General features: G+C 34.7%; 18 protein-coding genes and 1 pseudogene. 5 read left to right on the top strand and 14 right to left on the bottom strand.

What is annotated here, in order from left to right; genetic code table 11:
* Positions 1-13: 13 nt before the first annotated feature.
* The 7 genes from V7719_RS17995 to V7719_RS17965 form a co-directional block, all read right to left on the bottom strand.
* Positions 14-361, bottom strand: coding sequence for a VOC family protein (locus tag V7719_RS17995; protein ID WP_335731340.1), 348 nt, complete (start codon positions 359-361; stop codon positions 14-16).
* Positions 362-366: 5 nt separating this feature from the next.
* Entirely contained in the window at positions 367-819 is a 453-nt protein-coding gene (locus V7719_RS17990) for an RDD family protein (RefSeq protein ID WP_335731339.1), read from the bottom strand.
* A 134-nt stretch (positions 820-953) separates the two neighbouring features.
* Entirely contained in the window at positions 954-1,892 is a 939-nt protein-coding gene (locus V7719_RS17985; RefSeq protein ID WP_335731338.1) for a septum formation inhibitor Maf, read from the bottom strand.
* 36 nt (positions 1,893-1,928) lie between these two features.
* Entirely contained in the window at positions 1,929-2,516 is a 588-nt protein-coding gene (locus V7719_RS17980) for a Maf-like protein (protein ID WP_335731337.1), read from the bottom strand.
* A gap of 2 nt (positions 2,517-2,518) precedes the next feature.
* Positions 2,519-3,436, bottom strand: coding sequence for a geranylgeranylglycerol-phosphate geranylgeranyltransferase (locus V7719_RS17975; RefSeq protein ID WP_335731336.1), 918 nt, complete (start codon positions 3,434-3,436; stop codon positions 2,519-2,521).
* Positions 3,437-3,471: 35 nt separating this feature from the next.
* Positions 3,472-4,002: a KdsC family phosphatase gene (locus V7719_RS17970; RefSeq protein ID WP_335731335.1), complete on the bottom strand. Its 531-nt coding sequence runs from the start codon at positions 4,000-4,002 to the stop codon at positions 3,472-3,474.
* Between the two features lie 3 nt (positions 4,003-4,005).
* Complete coding sequence (locus tag V7719_RS17965; protein WP_335731334.1) at positions 4,006-4,797, bottom strand: Rossmann-like and DUF2520 domain-containing protein; 792 nt, start codon at positions 4,795-4,797, stop codon at positions 4,006-4,008.
* Between the two features lie 75 nt (positions 4,798-4,872).
* Here V7719_RS17965 and V7719_RS17960 point away from each other — a divergent pair, with 75 nt between their 5' ends.
* Together V7719_RS17960 and ccsA are read left to right on the top strand one after the other, a co-directional pair.
* Positions 4,873-5,289, top strand: a complete 417-nt coding sequence (locus tag V7719_RS17960) for a group III truncated hemoglobin (protein ID WP_335731333.1) — start codon at positions 4,873-4,875, stop codon at positions 5,287-5,289.
* 165 nt (positions 5,290-5,454) lie between these two features.
* Complete coding sequence (gene ccsA / locus V7719_RS17955) at positions 5,455-8,775, top strand: cytochrome c biogenesis protein CcsA (protein ID WP_335731332.1); 3,321 nt, start codon at positions 5,455-5,457, stop codon at positions 8,773-8,775.
* A gap of 44 nt (positions 8,776-8,819) precedes the next feature.
* Here ccsA and V7719_RS17950 read toward each other — a convergent pair whose 3' ends face one another.
* Together V7719_RS17950 and V7719_RS17945 are read right to left on the bottom strand one after the other, a co-directional pair.
* Positions 8,820-9,539 carry a DUF3307 domain-containing protein gene (locus V7719_RS17950; RefSeq protein ID WP_335731331.1) on the bottom strand — a complete coding sequence of 240 codons (720 nt, stop codon included), beginning with the start codon at positions 9,537-9,539 and terminating at the stop codon, positions 8,820-8,822.
* Positions 9,533-10,135 carry a transcriptional regulator gene (locus V7719_RS17945; RefSeq protein WP_335731330.1) on the bottom strand — a complete coding sequence of 201 codons (603 nt, stop codon included), beginning with the start codon at positions 10,133-10,135 and terminating at the stop codon, positions 9,533-9,535. Before V7719_RS17945 ends, V7719_RS17950 begins: the two co-directional genes overlap by 7 nt.
* 208 nt (positions 10,136-10,343) lie before the next feature.
* On the opposite strand from V7719_RS17945, the gene mscL reads away from it, so the two are divergent.
* Positions 10,344-10,784 carry a large conductance mechanosensitive channel protein MscL gene (mscL, locus tag V7719_RS17940; protein ID WP_335731329.1) on the top strand — a complete coding sequence of 147 codons (441 nt, stop codon included), beginning with the start codon at positions 10,344-10,346 and terminating at the stop codon, positions 10,782-10,784.
* Between the two features lie 238 nt (positions 10,785-11,022).
* Here mscL and V7719_RS17935 read toward each other — a convergent pair whose 3' ends face one another.
* From V7719_RS17935 to V7719_RS17915, 5 genes are all read right to left on the bottom strand, one after another.
* Positions 11,023-11,310 carry a DUF2188 domain-containing protein gene (locus V7719_RS17935; protein WP_335731328.1) on the bottom strand — a complete coding sequence of 96 codons (288 nt, stop codon included), beginning with the start codon at positions 11,308-11,310 and terminating at the stop codon, positions 11,023-11,025.
* Positions 11,311-11,517: 207 nt separating this feature from the next.
* On the bottom strand, positions 11,518-12,153 hold the full coding sequence (locus V7719_RS17930) for a hypothetical protein (RefSeq protein ID WP_335731327.1): 636 nt from the start codon (positions 12,151-12,153) through the stop codon (positions 11,518-11,520).
* 3 nt (positions 12,154-12,156) lie between these two features.
* The gene (locus V7719_RS17925; protein ID WP_335731326.1) at positions 12,157-13,407 is read right to left on the bottom strand and encodes a trypsin-like serine peptidase; all 1,251 of its coding nucleotides are present in this window, start codon (positions 13,405-13,407) and stop codon (positions 12,157-12,159) included.
* A complete protein-coding gene (locus V7719_RS17920) occupies positions 13,404-16,352 on the bottom strand; it encodes a hypothetical protein (protein WP_335731325.1) in 2,949 nt (982 codons plus the stop codon). Before V7719_RS17920 ends, V7719_RS17925 begins: the two co-directional genes overlap by 4 nt.
* Before the next feature lie 951 nt (positions 16,353-17,303).
* Positions 17,304-17,975 carry an HAD family hydrolase gene (locus V7719_RS17915; RefSeq protein WP_335731324.1) on the bottom strand — a complete coding sequence of 224 codons (672 nt, stop codon included), beginning with the start codon at positions 17,973-17,975 and terminating at the stop codon, positions 17,304-17,306.
* Positions 17,976-18,299: 324 nt separating this feature from the next.
* Between V7719_RS17915 and V7719_RS17910 the strand changes: the two genes are divergently transcribed.
* Positions 18,300-19,706, top strand: a complete 1,407-nt coding sequence (locus tag V7719_RS17910; RefSeq protein ID WP_335731323.1) for an MATE family efflux transporter — start codon at positions 18,300-18,302, stop codon at positions 19,704-19,706.
* Positions 19,707-19,943: 237 nt separating this feature from the next.
* Positions 19,944-20,830: pseudogene (locus V7719_RS17905) on the top strand (hypothetical protein); the annotation flags it as partial.

Raw genomic sequence — 20,830 nt, 5'->3', positions numbered from 1 at the left:
CAGCGGTTCATTTTTATTTGTCAGACCAAATTGCCAATTCGTTACCAGCTGGATCTATAAACTGAAACCGTTTACCACCAGGAAATGAGAAGGTGTCTATTGAGATTTTGCCTCCGAAGTCAGTGATTTTACGTTTTATACTATCGAGGTCATCGTGGTATAAAATAACTAAAGCGCCATTTACAATGGGATCATTTTTAGTTTCAAAACCACCTTCTAGTCCACTATTTGAAAACGCAGTGTACGTTGGACCATAATCTGTAAATGTCCAACCAAAAACTTTGGTATAGAAGGTTTTTACGGTTTCTAGATCTTTAGCATAGAGCTCGATGTAATTGATATGGTTGTTTTTTGCTGTCATAACACTCATGAATTAGGTTTGGTAGAAATTACTATAGTGTTGGCAACCATGTCACCAACTCGTTTCTTCTTTTTGTTTGTGGCTGCTACAATAATGCCTATCAAGAAAAAGTAATCAACAAAACCAATAATAAATCTAGCTATGCCTTCACCAAGTCCAATAGGTTTAAAATCTCCTTTAACCACTTTTAAATCTAGAAAACGTTTGCCAATTGTTTGTCCAAACATTCCTTCGCTAATTGGCCAGAGGAAAAGCCCAATTAGTATAACAAAAAATGCTGGAAATCCATTATAACTAAATCCTATTTCATTCTCTAGAGGTGTTCCAAAGAAGATACCAAATATGATGGCAATAAGCCAAAAAATTATAATATCGATAAAAAAAGCCAAAATTCTAAATCTTATTTTAGCTAAGGAAAACCGGTTTTCAAAATCTTGAGCAAACGTACTCTCTGTCATATTTTTCTCGTTAGTTTATATCGAATCCCTATCATCATTTTGAAGTCCTTCAATAGCCTCTTTTTCTATAAGTGTAACCACCTTTTGAGGTGTTAAATTATTTGGGTATGTCACCAAGTTACCATTATATAATCTTATTTATTTAAATGTAGAGTTTCACGTAGTTTTTCATCAGCATTTGAGTTTTTACCCCAATAAGGTGATTTGATGGTTTTGAGTTTTGTCGCTTTTGTAGTTAACAATTTCTTGCGCGCTCCATAACCATCTTCGAAGGTTTCTTCCCACCCTAAAATATCATAAGGGAATTCAGGATTAAAGTTAATAGACAACGTTCTTCCGAGTTCAGGATAAATTATCATATAAATGTCTTCACTAATTACTGCTTGAGCTTTATAAGCCTTTAATTCGATATGCTTTAATCTAATGTATTCCATAGAAGGTATAACTTCTATATTACCTATTGGTAGACTTTTAGGATCGAGTCGCAGTTGTGTCCATAATTCATTTTCCAAAATACCTTTGTCTAGTTTAAAGTCTTGATCACCTTCACTTTCAAAATAACTATAGGAGTTGATTTCAAATTGATCTTTATTATTAAGTTGTGAATATACGTGTCCACACCATTCTTGAACAGAGCAACTCACTTTAATAGCATGTTTGTTGTTGCTCACAGGATAGAATGTAGATTGCATTATAGAATACGGATAAACACCAGTATTGAATTTTTTGGTGGCATTCAGTTTTAATACAGGCGTATTGGATTTGCTGTATCGATCTGCTTTAACTTGTTGTTCTGGAAGGAAATCTTCAGTAACAAAAACTAAAACAGCTTTGCCATCACGCATTTGCCCGTAACGCGCTTGATTTAGTTGATAGGATGATATTTCAGCTTCACCAGCATACCAATACTCTTTGAAATCTTGAGATTGTTCAAAGGCAGTTGTCTTCGGAAGTGTTTTTGATACTTCGGAAATTGGTTCAGTAAGTAAAGCTTGATCTTTGGAGGTTTGATTCTCTTTGCAGGAGATTATAATTCCGAAGAAAATAATGAATGCTAAAGTGATCTTATTCATGGCTGTAAAATTTCCTGTAAAATTACAAACGAAAGTTTATAAAACCATACTGTTTAACGTTTTGTAAACGAGGTGTGTTGGCAATCCAACGACATTCGTATAAGAGCCTTCTATGTGAGTGATGCCTATTTGACCAATCCATTCTTGAATGCCGTAAGCGCCAGCTTTATCAAAAGGTTTACACCTATGAATATAATGGTTGATTTCATCTTCAGTAAGCGCTTTAAAAGTGACTTTAGTTATAGCATTTACCGTCATTTGAGTATGTTTTGACGTAAAGCATACCGAAGTAATAACCTCATGTGTTTTGTCGCTCATAGATGTTAACATTTCAAAAGCTTCTTGATGATTTCTAGGTTTTCCTAAGGCAATAGCATTGAGCCAAACAATAGTGTCGCTAGTGATTAATATATCGTTGTCTTTTAATTCATCTTTAAAAGGAAGTGATTTCAGCTGAGCCAAATAATCACTAATTTCAAAATGACTTAAGCGATTTGGGTATTCTTCTTTTACAGGTTTTAATCGAATCTCAAAGGTTAATCCCAAATCTTTAAAAAACTGCTGACGTCTAGGCGAGCCAGAAGCGAGTATGAGATTATAGCTATTAAGTTTATCGTTAAACATGGTTAATTGATTTCAATAATAAAAGGATATAATAGCAAAGATAACATGCCCATGAGCATAACTAACTTATAAATCGTACTAATGTGTTGGTAATGTTTGTCATGTTCGGCACCAAAAATTTTGATGGTTGCATAAATAAGTGGAGCAATAACAAAAACTAAAAAGTAGCCTATGGCGATTTGATGTTGGTATAAATAAGTTACTATAAAATAAATGACAGCTCCAATTGGAATCATGCTCATAGCAAAAGCTACCTTATTTGCACGTTCACGACCTAAAACAATTGGTAAGGTATTCATTCCTGCTTTATAATCACCATCAACGTCTTGGATGTCTTTTATAACTTCTCTTACGAGATTTACTAAAAATGCAAAAACAGCATAATCAATCACGATTTTGAAAAAGACCATTTGCGTGGGTCTGTTCTCCGGAAAAGTAGCTGGTAATAAATCAAATATTCCAACAATAATGATGCTCATCGCAACGAGAATGGAAATAAGCAGATTTCCAAAAAGCACAGTTCCTTTGAGGTAAGATGCATAAACGTAAAGTGCTAAAGAAATCATCACGAATATAGCGAAGAATGAACTTTGACCAACGCTATGAGACAAATAGAAACCTATACCTATACCAATGATATTGAGTGCAAAAAACAGGTTGTAAGCTAGTTTTTCAGAGACCTGATTACCAATGATCACTTTATTGGGTTTGTTCACATGGTCAGTTTCTAGGTCGTAAATATCATTAATAATATTACCTGCTGCGGCAAGACATAAAGTGATTGTGACTAAAAGAAAGAAACCAAAGGGACTTAGTGTTGTAAGCACATTAAAAGATTCAAATAGGGCATATTTGATAAGTACTTGCGCAATGATAATCATTACTAGGTTTTTCCAGCGGATAAGATTTAGAATGTGCAATTTGGTTGGTTGTTTTAGTTGATTAGGGTTTAAAATCAGTCATATTTAGCATCAAAATTCCCATTCCATTTATCTTGAACTTTCATGACCTGTTCTATGATGTCCCTTACTGCGCCTTTTCCACCTTCTTTATGTGATACATATTTACTAACACCTTTAACTTCTATGGCAGCGTCTTGCGGACAACTAGGTAATCCAACTAATTTCATTACAGGAATATCAGGAATATCGTCTCCCATATACAACACATTTTTCGTATCGATATTGTTGTTGGACAAATACTCATGAAACTGATCCACTTTTTGATGCGCACCTAAATAGATATCGGTGATACCTAAACCTTCCAAGCGCTTTTGCACGCCAAGATTGCTTCCGCCAGATATGATACAGATATTAAAGCCAGCATCTTTAGCGGATTTAAGAGCGTAACCGTCTTTAATATTCATCCGCCTCAACATATCACCATTGGTCATAATAGTGACTGTTCCGTCGGTTAATACACCATCTACATCAAAAATGAAAGTGGTAATATGTTCTAAGTGTTCTTTATAGCTTTTATCGTCCATGTATTATTTTTTATTGGAATGACCATTATGTCTAGTCGTAGTGGCATGTGTTTGTTTTATCGAAGCCGTTAGTAACTTATAAATGTCTTTATGATGTTCTTTATCTAACAGCTTTAAATGTTTTTTTATGGTTTTTTTGTCATTGCGTTTTGCAGGACCTGTTTGGGCTGTAAAAGGCGAATGTTCTTGAACCTTATTGGCAGTTTCCAGAATTAAGGGTTTGAGTAAATCAAATTCTGCACCTTGAGATTCGGTAATCTCATGAGCAACTCTATACAATTGGTTGGTAAAATTATTGACAAATACAGCCGCCAAATGTAGTACAGCACGTTGGTCACTATTCACTTTTTTGGTAATGCTAGTCGTAGAGTTCGCTAATAATTTGAGTAAAGGATAATCCTTTTTTTGTAGTGTTTCAATGCATATTGGGACTTGTGAAAGATCGATTTCAGCCGATTTAGAAAAGGTTTGTAGTGGGTAAAATATACCACGTCTGTTCTTCATATCTATGTCATAGGCACTCACACTACCTGAAGTATGCACTACAAAACGGTTTTCAAAAGGTAATTGCTTAGATAGTTCTGCAATGGCATCATCGCTTACTGCAATCACATAGACATCAGCTTCAGCTAGTTGCGATAAATCGTCAGTAATGTTTGTCTCATTTTTAAATGAAGCGATGTGCTCAATATTTCTATTATACCATTGTTTCACACTTATATTTTCCGAAGAATAAAAAGCCTTATACAAATGATGAGCTACGTTTCCTGCTCCTAAAATTACCACTGAAATCATACTGCTAAAATACAATAGAAATAAGTAATGATAAATATCATTTATAAATTTATTACTTGTGATTACATTTGAAGGATGAAAACAGATATTAAGACAAGAGCCGATATATTTTTACTAGTATCCACATTTTACGAAAAGGTAAGAGTTAATGATACACTTGGTCCTTTTTTTAATGAAACCATTAAAGATTGGGATGCACATTTACAACATTTGACCACGTTCTGGGAAACGAGTTTGTTTATGACACGAAAGCTGGATCATAAATACCAAGGAGATCCTTTGGAAGCACATGTGAAAGTCGATAAAACCTATCATAATAGTATTACTGAAATGCACTTTGGCATATGGCTCAACCTATGGTATGAAACTTTAGGCGACTTATTTGAAGGAGACGTTACCGAAAACGCAAAACGTAGAGCTCGTAAAATGGGAACTTTTTTGTATCTGAAGATTTTTGAAGCGAGATCTCAAGACTCAAATGCCAAAAACTAAATCCTAAACTCCAATCCAGTAGCATTAAAATTTCTATGGGACAAACTACGGCATGTGAAACAACTTTGCAACTGAGATATTTAACACTTTTTTGGTACGAAAAGGCAAAGTCTATACAAACTAAATTGGTTATCTTTGCACAACAAAAAAATAAGCTTTCCTGCTATGCAAAAGAAACTTGCTAACATTCTCTTTTCTACACGACTTACTGGTACTTTATTTATTGTTTATGCCGTTGCCATGATTATTGGTACGTTTTTAGACTCAGGCCAGGAGACATCACCGACACCTTTTACAAGACATTACATTTATAATGCATGGTGGTTTGAGACCATTATGGTGCTTTTTGTGATTAATTTCATCGGGAATATTTTTAGGTACAGACTCTTAAAAAAAGAAAAATGGGCAACCTTGACTTTGCACCTGGCTTTTATTTTTATTTTCATTGGTGCAGGAATTACCAGATACATCGGTTTTGAAGGATGGATGCCAATTCGTGAAGGTGCTACTGAAAACACCTATCTCACTCGTGATATTTACCTCACTGCTTTTATTGATGGAAGTTTAGTTGTCGATGGGCAACAGCAAAGAAGAGTAGTGCAAGAGCGTGTGGATTTTTCGGAACGTTTGGATAATGACTTAGAGCTCAATTCTGAATACAACGGAACTCCAGTAACCATAGAAGTCAAACAATTTGTTAAAGATGCCGAACTCGATATCATTCCTGATGATATTGGAGAGTCTTACTTGAAACTTGTTGAAGCAGGTGACGAAGGTTCTCATAGTCATTATATAAAAGATGGTGATGATGAGTTGATACATAACGTCGTATTTACTTTAAATAATCCAAAAAGTGGTGCCATAAATATCACCACCACAGATGATAATATATTTATAGAATCCCCTTTTGAAGGTGATTATTTGACCATGGCCACTAAAGCAACAGGCAAGCTTGCCAAGGATTCTATTCAGCCATTGGCATTGCGTTCCCGTTACCAAATTGGGAATATGGCTATAGTATTTCCTAAACCAGTTGTACAAGGGACGTTTGGTGTTGTTAAAAAATCTCAGTTGCTACGAAGCCGTGAAGATGGTGTTGTAGTTGATGTTACTGCTAATGGAGAAACCAAAACGGTTAATCTATTAGGCGGACAATATGTTAACGGACGTTTTGAACAAGTTAAAGTTGGGGGATTAGATGTTGCTGTGAAATATGGTTCTATCGTAAAAGAATTGCCATTTAGTATCAAACTCAACGATTTTTCCGCAGAACGTTATCCTGGCACTGAAGATAATTTTTCAGCTTTTTCTAGTGATGTGACCGTTATAAAACCCAACCAAGAACCCTTTGATTATAGCATTTTCATGAATCATGTTTTGGATGAAGAAGGGTATCGCTTTTTTCAATCCAGTTTCTTTCCAGATGAAAAGGGAACTAAGCTTTCTGTCAACCACGACCAATGGGGAACTTGGGTGACTTATTTTGGTTATATGCTTTTATACTTTGGTTTGATGTCTATTCTATTTAGCAAAGGAACCCGTTTTGCAGATCTTAGGCGTGTGCTAAAAAAGATAAAGGATAAAAAGGCAAAGCTATTGACCGTTTTATTATTATGCTTCGGAATGTTTGGATTCTCACAGGAACATAGTGAAGGTGACGGACACGATCATAGTGCGCCGACGCAACAAGAACATTTTGAAGGCGATGGTCATGATCATAGCGATAATGCTGATATTAAGACTGAGAAGCCAAGCAAAGCTAAGATTGATTCGGTAATTAGAGCGAATATTATACCTAAAGCGCATTCTGATCAGTTTGGTGAGTTGGTGATACAAGATTATAGTGGGCGAATGATGCCGATGAATACGTATGCTTCCGAAGTCTTAAGAAAATTAAGCAAAAGAGATCATTACGAAGAATTTGATGCCAATCAGGTCTTATTGTCGATGCAAGAGAGTCCGTTGTTTTGGTATAATGTTCCAATCATTTATTTGGCGAAACGAAAAGGGGATTCTATACGAAATATTATAGGTGTTAGTAAAGACCAGAAATATGTCGCCATTACCGATTTTTTAACCGAAGATGGACGAAATAAACTTGGGCCTTACCTTGAAGAAGCCTATACTACTGATACGCCTAACGGATTCCAAAAAGAATTTAAGGAAGCTTACGACCGAATGAGTTTATTGTTCAATACACTTGACGGACGTTCGATTAAGATTTTCCCTATTCCTGATGATGAAGGAAATATGTGGATTTCTCCAGTGGAATACAAAGAAGACTATCGTGAGCAAATAAAAGACACACTCTACGGAAAGTTCATTGAAAATAGTTTTGGTTTTTATTTAGGTGAATTATATAAAGCCAAGCAATCGGGAGATTACAAATTGGCCAATCGCTTATTAGCCGGATTTAAAAGTAGTCAGGCAGAAGTTGGGAGTGAAGTCATGATTTCCGACGATAAAATAAAGGCCGAAATTTTATATAATAAGTACGATATCTTCAAAAAGTTGTTTAGCTGGTATATGTATGCTGGAGCGCTTTTGTTTGTAGTGTTGATCGTGCAAATTTTTAGCAGTAAAAGTAAAATCGTAGATATTTCAGTTAAAGTCTTAGGAGGCGTCATTATTGGTTTATTCTTATTACATACTGCCGGACTTGTTATACGTTGGTATATTTCGGGTCACGCGCCTTGGAGTGATGCTTACGAATCTATGATTTATGTGGCTTGGGCAACGATGCTTTTTGGATTATTGTTATCTAAAGAGTCAAGTTCTAGTTCTGGTACAACGTCAATTTTTTATAATCTTTTAGGCGGAAAAAATAAGTCTTATTTAACAATTGCTGCTGGTGCTTTTGTAACGGCAATGATTTTAATGGTAGCGCACTGGAATTGGATGGATCCAACTATTGCTAATTTATCTCCTGTTTTAGATAGTTATTGGCTTATGATTCATGTGGCAGTTATTGTGGCGAGTTATGGACCGTTTACACTTGGAATGATTCTAGGATTTACAGTGTTGCTCTTGATGATTTTTACTACGGAAAAGAATAAAGAAAAGATGTTACTCAATATTAGAGAGCTCACGGTAATTAACGAAATGGCTTTAACGGTTGGTTTAGTGATGTTAGCTATTGGAAATTTCCTTGGTGGTATGTGGGCCAATGAAAGTTGGGGACGTTATTGGGGTTGGGATCCAAAAGAAACTTGGGCTTTAATTAGTATTATGTTGTATGCCTTTGTAATTCATATGCGATTAATACCCGGACTTCGTGGGCGTTACGGATTTAACTTAGCATCGATAATTGCTTTTGCAAGTATTCTATTTACTTATTTTGGTGTTAATTTCTATCTATCTGGGTTGCATTCTTACCAATCTGGTCAACAAATATTGAGCTATCAGTATATTGCTATCGCCATAGGTTTTGTTGCGATTATTGGGGTCTTGGCGTATCGCAAGTATGCTAAATATTATAAGAAGTAGATTTTTGGTTAAGAGTTAAGTGTGTTTAGTACTTAGAAATGAAGTTAAAGCATCGAAAACAAATAATTATAAGCCAACCCAATTACCATTGCTAATCCAAAACTAATCAGTGTTCCAATGAGGACATATTCGGTGAGTTTTCGGTCTTTAGCTCTAGAGAGGTCACCAAATCTAAATATAGATTTTGCGGCTAGTAAGAATCCGACACCTTCCCAGAATCCTAGTATTACAAACAGAAAGACGAATAAACGCTCTAGCATACCTATGTAAGCACCAGCATGTTCTAGAGAATCTTCCTTGTCTGATTTGTCTTCAATTTTCCATTTAGAAATTATGGTTTTCATAACGATAGCAGACATGGCTGTCACACCAATGATACAAGTGGTCAACAACAATAATGTATTGTAATCTAAGTCCTTGAGCGTTGCTATATATGGTGCATAGATATTAACCACTAAGGCAATAACGATGAGGTGTGCCAATTGATCAAAAGCAAAAAGCCATCGGCTATTTTTTTTGGTTCTAAGATGAAGTTTTAAAACGTCAATGCTATAATGACTTATGATAATAATAAGAAAGCCCAGCCAATAGCTGGTATCAAATAACAAGACCAGCATTAAAGCGGCAACATGCACAAGCATATGTAAATACAAGTATTTGGATTTGTGCTTATGCTTGTTTTTGTGTTTGACCCATTTTTCAGGTTGAAACAGGAAATCACCAATAAGATGTGCCAAGATGAGTTTGATAAAAAGGACTAGCATAGCGTTTGGATTTGAGATTCGTAATAGGAGAGTAGTTTCGAGAGTTCGTCGTATCCTCCACGTTTAAGGCCTTCGCTAATATTACTTTGCGCTTTATGGAGTTGTTTTGCAATGACCTTTTGATTTTTTTTTGGATTTTCCAGTGTGTACTTTAGGATGGTTGAGGTTGCCGGTTTCCAATTGTCCATAACTAGCAAAGCCAATTCTAGCATAATGTTTATTTGATAGTCAAAGTCTATCATTGGTGATTTTATGGCTAATGTGGTTTTCTTCAATTGCTCAAAACACTGTCCCGAATTCACAAAAGCACTACCATTAGATTCTGTTATTTTTTTCGATTCATAGGTTTTATCGCCGATCCCTATGGCAAGCCTGATATCTATATGTTTAAATTGCTTAATAGAAGCTTTAATTAAGATGGCTGCTTTTAAGGCGTCATTGGGTTGAACTTCCAGCTGAAAACTATCACCTCTGTATATTTCCCAATGCTTCGGTTCTTTTCCAAAACGATTTAGGACCGACTTCAATGCGTTTAGCCACACGCTTGGTGTAGTTTCAGTTGAATTGATGACATCTCCAGTAATGATTGCTATCATGACTTTAAATTATTATAGATCAAATATATCACTTTTTTAGCAGATAATACAAAATATCTGCTTTTTAACAGATAATTAAGTATATCTGCTTTTTAACAGATATTTGTAATTACTTCAAAATGTCTTAAAAAATGCTACGATTGCGCTTTTGGGTTAATTCTAAATCGGTTAGTTTTATGTTTTCAAAAACAGCTAAAATTTAAAGGAGATGAAAATTTTAAAGGAATTCAAAGAGTTTGCAGTCAAAGGGAATATGATGGATATGGCTATTGGTATCATCATTGGTGCTGCATTTAATAAAGTGATAGATGTCTTAGTAAAAAAAGTATTTATGCCACCATTGTCATTAATGACCGACGGACTCAATTTTCAGGATAAAAAATATGTAATGCGTGATGCCATAACAAATGCTGAAGGCACCATAACCACAAAAGAAATCGCTGTAGAATACGGTGTTTTATTTGAAACCTTTCTCGATTTTGTCATTGTAGGGCTCACTGTATTTGTGGTCGTTAAAGCTATGAATCGCTTAAGAGATAAGGCACAAGATCCTAAGAATGAAGTTGTCGCTACACCTAAGGATATAGAGTTGTTATCAAAGCTTACGGATTTAATGGAAGAGCAGAATGCGTTGTTGAAGAAACAGTAGATTTTCTTTTCTTTTCTTTTTTCCATCGCCGAAAAAAGAACCAAAAAAGTCTAGCCTGAATTTTAAACCTTACCCAATTCCGAATTGAAAGCTAAACAAAAAGAACTCAACTTTACTTCTCGCAAAGTCTCAAACAGCTTTTTGTTTTTAGCACTTTCTGCTTCGATTAGGTGCCAAGTTTTAAACTTATGGCGTTTTACAATTAAATATACTAGTTTTTGTGTCCTCGATATATTGATTAATCTTTATAACTAATTCTATCACGAATACCACCACTCTCGCGATGAATAATCACATCGGCTTTGTGTCGTTTTGCTAGGATTTTGGCTTTGCGTATCGCTGTACTTTGCTTTCTGTGTTTAGACGTTATACGCTTATTGCCTTCACGACGTACAGCCCAATCGCTATTATAAGGCACTACATGTTGGTGCCATGTTCTTTTTTTAGTGCTGTCATGCCCAAGACTTTTAAGAATAGCCTCTATGAGTTGTTGTATAGCCTCTACTATGGCATTTTTTTTGGACATTAATTGGTGTTGAAGTTATTTTAACTGTGGGATTTAAAGATAATAAAAGCCCTTGTGTCTGCAAGGGCTGATTTGATAATATTACATATTTGTTAAAGTAAAGCGAACCAAAGCCAGATAACCCTCTACGATTTCGAAAGATACAATAGCGGATGCTTTTTCAAGCTAACGTTTAGTTCTTGGATAATCTACTCATAATATAATGACCTATGGCGTGTTAAGAATTCCGTATACAATTAATTTAGATTTAAGACCAGGACACAATATTTTATCATAATTATCTAGGTTTTGATTATGGCGATATAATAATAAAATTTCAGCTAGATTACCTGCAACATACGAAGGATCACATTCATTACCTCGGCTACTTTGATTTGGATGTATAGCTCCAAATGAATGCACTCGCTCGTGAATTAAGGTATTGGTAAAAGAAAATTTACTTCGTTTTAGATGCCATTTATTGAGTTTGGTTGTGTTTAAACAATTTGGAAATACACAAGGGGTTGTTACCGCTCGAGTACTAGAAAACGGATTCCATTTTCTCCATAAAAACACTTCATCTGTACTGTAAATACCCTTCTCCTTATATTGCGCTATAAGCCAGCTCATATTATTGGCGTACTGGGATAGCTCTTGTGCATTAACTTTATCCATTCTGCCATTGCTCCAGTCTACACCGTTTTCTTCTTCTAATTCGGTAAGAATTTTATAAAATAATTCATCGTTTAAAACAGAAGATTGTAAATTAATAGCCTCTAATACAGTGCTATTTTCTGTTCCTTTAGTTATGGCACAGCTTTGAAAAAGTGCTATGAATACTAATAGAATAATTGCGTTTTTCATGTCTTAGTTTTTTAAAATGTTATCTATTCTTACTACTTTTTCACCTTTACAATAGGGCAATTTGCATACATTAATTTCATTGCAAGTACCATTATACTTATAGTCTAATTCACCTGATACAAGAATGCCAATTACATTATGAGTTTGTCTATTGAATACTGGAGACCCCGAATTACCTTGAAAACTATCTAGTGTTGTATGAAAATATTGCGAATTTGAATTGTCTATAATTCCAGCATTTAATGCGATTTTTTTTGGTATTCCACTTGGATGGCCTATCATGTATACTTCTGTTGAATCCTCTAATAATTTAGAATTTTCCCATGCTAATATAGGTCGATTCACAGGGCGATCAAGTTCTATAATAGTAACGTCATAATAGTCGTTATTGTAAACTTTTGAAATCGGTTCATACACATTTTTCTTGTTGACTATGGCTTCTACTATTCCGTTTTTGTTTAAGAGCTCGTAGCCAAAAACAATAGCATAGTTTTCTAGGTTACGCTGGAAAACATGTTTGGCAGTAGTCATTTGATTTCGACTAGTAATAAACGCAGTTCCAACACCTATAACTGGTTGATTTTTAAAAGGAACATTCGTACAAAGGTTATAGAAATTTGCCAATGAGGTTGATATATCTAATTGATAAAACTGCTCATTAATTTTACTCAGCTTCTCTTTTTCAACAACAATAGCGACGGATTTATTTTTCTCTAAAATCTTTCTTTGCCATTCAATCTCTGGGTTGAGAATTCTAACCTCGACACGACTATCATAATTGGAAGGACCTCTAAGGCGTGCTTTATTGTAATACACTTCATTATCGAGATCTATTATAACGGCTTTACTTACTTCATAAATTTCATCAACAATTATAGATTCTTGCTGCATTTCCTGGGAGTATGACTCCAATATGGCCTCGACGTTATCTTCTTGGTAGAGTTCTATTATTTTCTCGTTGTCTATACCTGGTACTGGAGGTGGTGGCGGAGGCAACTGAAGCTTTTGAATAGCTTTCATAGGTGAAAAGAAATTATGTCTATTGGCCTTTAATTGTTGCAATTCTTTTTCTAGACGTTTTATTTTTAGTGAGTCTGAAATGGTCTTGACTTCGACGGTCATTGAATCTGTCAATTTCTGATTGATAGTCTTCAACGAATCGGTTGGTTTAACTTGATTTGCATTTGGCTTGTCCTGAGCTAAACACCAATTACAGGATATAATAACCGCTATTAAAAAAACACAGTGTTTCATTGGTTTCGAGGTCTGTTATATATAGTGAATAAAGGGATATCTAGAGTAATACCAATACCAATACGAAATGAATCATCGAATGTTTTTGTTGTCGTTGTCGTTTCTCCAGTCATCGCATCCGTGAATTCCTCAATCACTTCTAGTTCTGGACCATATTGAGCTCCAAAATTGAATGAGAATGGCCCTTTTAAAGGTGACCAAGTAATGTATAATCCAGGAGCTATAATGTTTTTAAAATTGAATTCTGGTAAGGTATTGGTGGCATTGCTGTCATCCAATCTAAATCTAACAGGTGCAGCAATATCTATTATAGGTACAAATAAGCCCAGATTATATTTATGGCTTAATTTGGTATAAATACCTACAGGTGCTGTAAAGGCAAGGGTATTAAATTCTAAATTACTTATAGACCGTTGTTCAAAACCTGTAAGTAATCCTGGGAATGAGTTTATGGCTACATAATCTCCTTCCTTTTTCTTTAGAGCATAGCTGCCAGATGGTAGGGCAAAAGCTGTGATGGCAGCTTCTACATCTTCTTCCGATTCTGAAATAGCAATATCATTTACAAAGTGTATAATTTTGATGAGATTTTGATCTTTAATTCTGAAAGCATCAACAACTAACTCTGGTAAATAGGCTTCAATGTGCATGGTAAGTTGACGAGTAGCTTCTTTTAAAGTCTCATCTTCTTTTAAGTCATTTAACGATAATTTCTCAGTCGTAATAACTTTCGTAACCAAGTTTTGAATAAAGGTATTGGTTATTGAAATAATTTTTTGTCTTATAACTGGGTCATTAATGTTGGCGCTTAGGTAAGTAGTTAAAGGTGTAATTACTGTTTTGTCAATGTTAATTGATGCAAATTCGGATAACGATTCTTTAAAATTATTTTTTAGTTCATTAATTATATTTGTTCTAACATCACTGTAGTCCTTATCAGATTTATTATTGACTACTAAGATAATGGCCTTATTAATATCACTAATTATCGGATTTAATTTTGGGTTGTTTTTCTTTTGAATGACAGCTTTAAGAAATAATAAATGACTCTCTAAGGTTTGACGGTCTTCTTTTTTATTTGGAATTTTCTTTTGAACTAATACATTCTTGATAACATTTAATTCTTGTGTCTGCAGAAGCTTTTGTTGTATGTTGTAAATTTTTGAAGCATCAAAACCAGTTGTATTCAGATAGGTCGGAATTTCAATAGCCTTAATAATAGCGCTACTATATTTTTTAGTATGAATATCTAGCATGATGTTATTACTTGTATTGGCAATTTTAAAATACGGACTCGTATAATGCTCCATAGTTTCTGGTAAATTAATTCCTAAGCTTTGCATTGGTAATGTCGAACTAAAAATCTGGTCTGCACTTTTTACAGTTTCTTGTGCCATCTGAAGAATACCTTCAATGAGCGCATGAACATCTTTAATATCTACTTTCTCATTATTATTCTTGGATTTTTTGATAGCTAAAGCGTCATTGTGGATTTTTTCAGCATTAATGGTTATTTGAGATAATTCCTGAAATAAAAATTTAGCCTTTACTTCCGTATTTTTAATGGTTGCGGCATCAATGACATTCATTATTTTTTTGAAATCAAGATCTGTTGTCGCACCTACGAATCTAAACTTTATATTAAAATATTTGATGTTCTGCTGATTCAAAAAACCCGTGTATAATAAATAGAAGTTTAGTTCAGAACCGTAATTGCTCATGAAATCAGTTGATACAAATCTCGTCTCTGATTGTTCTGATACCGTTAAGCTATGTGCAAGCATGTTAGCCAACTTTATGGCGTTGGCCAAATTAAATTTTGTTGCATCAGTCTCGGTAATATCAGCCCATCTTGAGATGTTTCGACTAGAACCGATGATGTCGAAATAATCTATAGGATTCTTGATTTTTGAAATATTTGGATAAATCTCAAGTGCTTCGAATGCAAAATCTAAGTCTGGATGCTGTTTAAGAATAGCCTTAAACCTTGGTGTGTCTTTTAGGTTAGCTGCATTTGACAACAGGTTGTTTAAGTCACCCTCAATGTATTGTTTGATTTCGTCAATAAAATTTAATACTTGATCGGCTTCGAAATTTTTAATATAGTCAGTTGTTACAGGCAATAGCACCATTAACTCATTGAGATAACTTGATGGCTTCGGATTATTAAGATTGTCTTTAATTTGAGCTACAACATAGGTTGCGAGCTCTTCTTTAATACGTTTTGCAAGGAATCGACTTAAACCATCAATTAATGTCTCAAGAGCGAGATCACCACCTAAAAACGGTAAACTTTTTTGAATAGACGACTGGTAGTTCTGTGCTGCAAAAGCATCAATTTCATTAGCTTGGATATTAGAATACTTTTTAATGAATAATTCTATACAATATTTGATGTAGTTATTATCTTCATAATTGACAAGAAGAGTGACGAAATTTTTCACATCCCTGTAATAACTGGATTTATAATATTCAGATTTAGAGGTGCTTAAATTATTTGACTCTGATCTAAGTGTTGCTATTGTATTTCCATTTGCTGAAATGTTAAGCGCTTTTATATCTTGAACCCTATTCTTTTGTTCTTCATATCGGTTTAATTTTTCAGCATAATTATCAGCATAGGTAATTATGTATGGTAGATCCAAATTATCAATATTCAGGATTTCATCTCCTGCAGCAGTAATAATCTGTTTAGAAATGAGTTTGGCTTCGTCGATGTCTAAATCGAGATCAGCAGCCATATAAGATTTAAATATTGACATGGCCTTAGCTCTGTCTTTCATGATTTCTTCAGCTCTGTTATCAGGACTAATGCCATTGTAGTCTTTTTTTAAGATATCAATCAGCATGGCTGCATCACCTGCAACTGGTGCCGATTTTTGAGAATAAGAATAATTAAAGCAAAGAAGTGTACTCAATAAAATACATAAATAGCAAGCTTTCATAATCGATTGGTTTAGTTAATTAAAATGACATCATAAAAATAACAGCTGGAACCATATCAAAACATACCCAATAATGGGTAAATCCTTTTAAGGAATATTTGGTATGGCCTTATGTTTTCTCAACTAAACATAAAACTGCTGTGTCAACAACATTAACTAATCCAATTGAGTGATCCTCAAAGGGAAGTACATAAAGATATAAAAATTTTCTTACATAAACTGAAATAAATTTAGACGCAAGCGTATCATAGGATATGTCATCAAACGATGATACCACCAAATCGGCCTTGGTATAATATTAAGGAATAAAGCCATTCGTTATTTAGTCCAATTCTTAACGAATTGTTAAACTTTGTTAATGAGCGTTAATTGCTGTAACAGATTAAAAGTTAAGGCGTCTATACAGTATAAACAATCAAATATTAAAATCATGAGAACTTTAAACACAAACAGAATCACAACAACAACAAACACGACAAAGACGTTTGCTTGGAACTCAAAAAGACGTTACAGCTAAATTGTAATAATAACCATCAATAGATTAAATATTAAAATTATGAGAACTTTAAACACCAACAGAATCACAACAACAACAAACACGACAAAGACGTTTGCTTGGAACTCAAAAAGACGTTACAGCTAAATTGTAATAATAACCATCAATAGATTAAATATTAAAATTATGAGAACTTTAAACACCAACAGAATCACAGCAACAACAAACACGACAAAGACATTTGCTTGGAACTCAAAGAGACGTTACAACTAAACTGTAAGAATAACCATCAATCAATCAATCAATCAATCAAATCATGAGAACATTAAACACAAACAGAATAACGTCAACAACAAACACGACAAAGACGTTTGCTTGGAACTCAAAAAGACGTTACAATTAAATTATAAGAATTAACACCATCAATCAATAAAATTAAGGAACAGGACTAATACTTACACCAATTTTTTAGATTGTAAACTTCTCAACGCTTCATACCCAATCTCCTCAAAACGCGACACCACCAAATCAGCATTCGTATAATCTTGGTCTTCGCTATGTAAACTATCATAACCAATACAATATATGTTTGCGGATTTCGCAGCAGCAATCCCATTGGTAGAATCTTCAATCACAAAGCAGTCTTTGGGTTCATGACCAGAAAGTTCTGCAGCTTTGATAAAGATTTCCGGATGTGGTTTGGATTGTATTAAATCGGCACCACTAATTTTTGCAACAAAATATTGATCCAAATCAAAGCGTTCAAAAATACGGTTGATATTAGGCATAGATGCCGAAGACGCCAAAACCAGAGTCATACCATGACTGTGATAATCCTTAATGACATCCAATACTCCGTCCAAAAGATGCAAGGCTGTATCAGTTTCAAAAAGCTGTTTAAAATGATGACGTTTGATGTCGACCAAGGTCTGTGGACCTATGGGTAATTTAAAATGATTGATAAGTTGTTTGCAAATTTCTAGTGTGGATTGTCCAGTAAACGATGCATATAAATCATCAGAAACGTGGATGTTTACATCACTAAACATTTGGTAGTAGGCGTTGTGATGCAATGGTTCAGAATCGACAATGACCCCGTCCATATCAAATAAGGCAGCTTTAAACATGTTGAATTAATTAGCAAGACGAATATATATAAATGTATATTGATAATCAATACTTTCGGTAGGGAATTATATGGACTATAGTTTATTTGCGTTTATGTTCGATAAAGTGTTTATGCCTTCATTTTTATCATGGAAAAAAGGAACATCTAATAAAACGGTTGAAACCATTGATGTCAAATTTTGAAATTTAAAAAAAAAATCGCACTTTTGAAGTCTTATGATTGTTTAAGCCCACACTTCGCGACACATCACCATTACAAGTGATTCTCAAAATTGCCACTAGCATTTCGTTAGAGGCTATGTTTATTTTTACTAACAACAATCATGTCAAAATCAACTATTTCAATCCAACAATTTTTTAGCTACCTCAAACAAGCTGTTTCTGGTAAAGAACAAGAATTCACTAAAGGAAGCATTCGTAAAGCCGTTTTTATGCTGTCCATTCCTATGATTCTAGAAATGCTCATGGAATCCATCTTTGCTGTTGTCGATATTTTCTATGTGTCCAAAGTGAGCGTCAACGCCGTTGCAACCATTGGTCTTACCGAATCTGTAGTGACTTTAGTTTATGCTGTAGCTATTGGCCTCAGTATTGCAGCAACCGCAATCGTTGCGAGACGTATCGGAGAAAAGGATAGGGAAGGAGCTTCTCAAGCGGCAGTGCAAGTGATTTTTTTAGGCGTTTTTATTGCGGTGGTCATTAGTGTCATTGGCATCCTATTTCCAAAGGAGATTTTGGAATTCATGGGAGGCGAACCCGATTTAATTGCTGAAGGTTACGGCTATACGCAAATTCTTTTAGGCGGAAATATAACCATCATGCTCCTGTTTTTAATCAATGCGATTTTTCGTGGTGCTGGTGATGCCTCAATTGCGATGTGGACTTTGATTCTGTCTAACGGACTCAATATCATTTTAGATCCGATGTTTATTTTTGGATTTGGACCTATTCCAGCTTATGGTGTTGAAGGTGCTGCCATTGCAACAACGATTGGTCGAGGAGCTGCAGTTCTTTTTCAACTTATAGTCTTATTCTATGGTTGGAGTAAAATTAAAATCGGATTTAAAGACGTCGTATTAAGAATTGCAGTAATGCTTAATTTAATCAAAGTATCTCTTGGAGGCATTGGTCAATTCTTAATAGGAACGTCGTCTTGGGTATTCTTGATGAGAATCATGAGCGAGTTTGGGAGTGAAGTCCTGGCAGGCTATACCATTGCCATTCGTGTGATGATGTTTACCTTCATGCCTGCTTGGGGAATGAGTAATGCTGCAGCAACTTTAGTCGGACAAAACCTAGGCGCAAAGCAGCCCGATCGTGCCGAACAATCGGTTTGGAAAACCGGAAAATATTGTGCCTATTTTATGGGAATAGTATCTGTAGCCTATTTGGTTTTTGCTCCTCAAATTATATCGTGGTTTACTGAAGAACCCAATGTTGTAGAACAAGGAAGTCTTTGTCTTCGTGTTATTGCTGCTGGCTATATTTTCTACGCCTACGGAATGGTCGTTATCAATTCGTTTAATGGTGCAGGTGATACCATAACGCCAACCATTATCAACTTTATTTGCTTTTGGTTATTCCAATTGCCTTTTGCATATGTGATGGCAATCACATTAGAACTTGGTCCTTTAGGTGTGTTTTTAGCCATTACTTTAGCAGAAGTATTAATTGCTATTATTGGAATCCTTTGGTTTAAAAAAGGAAAATGGAAGCAGGTTGATATTTAAAAGGTTAACACTTTTTTTGTACTCTTATTCTGATAGTAAATTGCTTAAAGTCAATCATAAAGAGAATATATGCGCTTTGACGATTATTTTCTTTTTTATGCCATAGTAGAGGTAAATTTGAGCTCTCCCTCATTGATTAATAGTCCAAAATTAGTACCCAAATTTACATTCTTGGCAGTTTAACTATTTTGAGTTAGATGATCAACAATGTCGTTTAACCTATTTAATATGATATCAATGATGAAACGAATACGTTTGATATTACACGTTTTTGTGTTTTTAGCGCTAGGAATTACTGCTTTAAATGCACAAAATGAATCAGCTGTAGATGAAAGTAATCTAATACTTGATTTCGGTGCAGGAAATCAATACTATAATCTATTTAATTCTGGCAACCCCAATTTTCAAGGTACCAACTTTGGTAACTTTAATTGCGGTGATACTTTTATTCTTAATGGCGCACAACAATTAACACATAAATGCGGTGATCATAATATTAGTTCTTCTGAATTAAATTATAGAATTTATCAAGGCGCTCCTCCTGCCTTTACACCTGTAAACATACTTCATAATACAGACCTTGCTACTTTCAATTACTGTACTGGTACAAGTAATGACCAAAATTGGCAAACAGCTGCTGCTGGAATAGATATTTTATCTGGCTTAGCACCTGGCACATATAATATTGAAGTGTATACTACTGCGACTTATGAATCCGTAATAGATGGTAATGGCACACACTTTATTTCTAACTTAGGCGCTAATTTTATTGCGACTTTTACACTGATTGATACGACTGCACCAACACCAGATGCGGCAAGTTTATCAGATATCCTTGCGGAATGTGAAGTAACAACTTTAACAGCTCCAACTGCTTCAGATAATTGTTTAGGATCTGTAACAGTAACAAACGATGCAAGTTTACCAATCTCAGGAGAAGGAACAACAACAGTTGTGACTTGGACTTATGATGATGGTAACGGAAATACTTCTACACAACTTCAGAATGTAATCATTGATGATGTCACTGCACCAGTAGCAGATGCAGCAAGTTTATCAGATATCCTTGCGGAATGTGAAGTAACAACTTTAACAGCTCCAACTGCTTCAGATAATTGTTTAGG

The organism is Psychroserpens sp. (genome assembly GCF_036960315.1).
Lineage (GTDB): Bacteria > Bacteroidota > Bacteroidia > Flavobacteriales > Flavobacteriaceae > Psychroserpens.
This window is presented reverse-complemented; position numbering and strand designations above follow the sequence as displayed.

Excerpts from the sequence above, each read along its gene's own strand:
- V7719_RS17995 (WP_335731340.1), bottom strand. The coding sequence starts at position 361 with ATGACAGCAAAAAACAACCATATCAATTACATCGAGCTCTATGCTAAA.
- V7719_RS17990 (WP_335731339.1), bottom strand. The coding sequence starts at position 819 with ATGACAGAGAGTACGTTTGCTCAAGATTTTGAAAACCGGTTTTCCTTA.
- V7719_RS17985 (WP_335731338.1), bottom strand. The coding sequence starts at position 1,892 with ATGAATAAGATCACTTTAGCATTCATTATTTTCTTCGGAATTATAATC.
- V7719_RS17980 (WP_335731337.1), bottom strand. The coding sequence starts at position 2,516 with ATGTTTAACGATAAACTTAATAGCTATAATCTCATACTCGCTTCTGGC.
- V7719_RS17970 (WP_335731335.1), bottom strand. The coding sequence starts at position 4,002 with ATGGACGATAAAAGCTATAAAGAACACTTAGAACATATTACCACTTTC.
- V7719_RS17965 (WP_335731334.1), bottom strand. The coding sequence starts at position 4,797 with ATGATTTCAGTGGTAATTTTAGGAGCAGGAAACGTAGCTCATCATTTG.
- V7719_RS17960 (WP_335731333.1), top strand. The coding sequence starts at position 4,873 with ATGAAAACAGATATTAAGACAAGAGCCGATATATTTTTACTAGTATCC.
- ccsA (WP_335731332.1), top strand. The coding sequence starts at position 5,455 with ATGCAAAAGAAACTTGCTAACATTCTCTTTTCTACACGACTTACTGGT.
- V7719_RS17950 (WP_335731331.1), bottom strand. The coding sequence starts at position 9,539 with ATGCTAGTCCTTTTTATCAAACTCATCTTGGCACATCTTATTGGTGAT.
- V7719_RS17945 (WP_335731330.1), bottom strand. The coding sequence starts at position 10,135 with ATGATAGCAATCATTACTGGAGATGTCATCAATTCAACTGAAACTACA.
- mscL (WP_335731329.1), top strand. The coding sequence starts at position 10,344 with ATGAAAATTTTAAAGGAATTCAAAGAGTTTGCAGTCAAAGGGAATATG.
- V7719_RS17935 (WP_335731328.1), bottom strand. The coding sequence starts at position 11,310 with ATGTCCAAAAAAAATGCCATAGTAGAGGCTATACAACAACTCATAGAG.
- V7719_RS17930 (WP_335731327.1), bottom strand. The coding sequence starts at position 12,153 with ATGAAAAACGCAATTATTCTATTAGTATTCATAGCACTTTTTCAAAGC.
- V7719_RS17925 (WP_335731326.1), bottom strand. The coding sequence starts at position 13,407 with ATGAAACACTGTGTTTTTTTAATAGCGGTTATTATATCCTGTAATTGG.
- V7719_RS17920 (WP_335731325.1), bottom strand. The coding sequence starts at position 16,352 with ATGAAAGCTTGCTATTTATGTATTTTATTGAGTACACTTCTTTGCTTT.
- V7719_RS17915 (WP_335731324.1), bottom strand. The coding sequence starts at position 17,975 with ATGTTTAAAGCTGCCTTATTTGATATGGACGGGGTCATTGTCGATTCT.
- V7719_RS17910 (WP_335731323.1), top strand. The coding sequence starts at position 18,300 with ATGTCAAAATCAACTATTTCAATCCAACAATTTTTTAGCTACCTCAAA.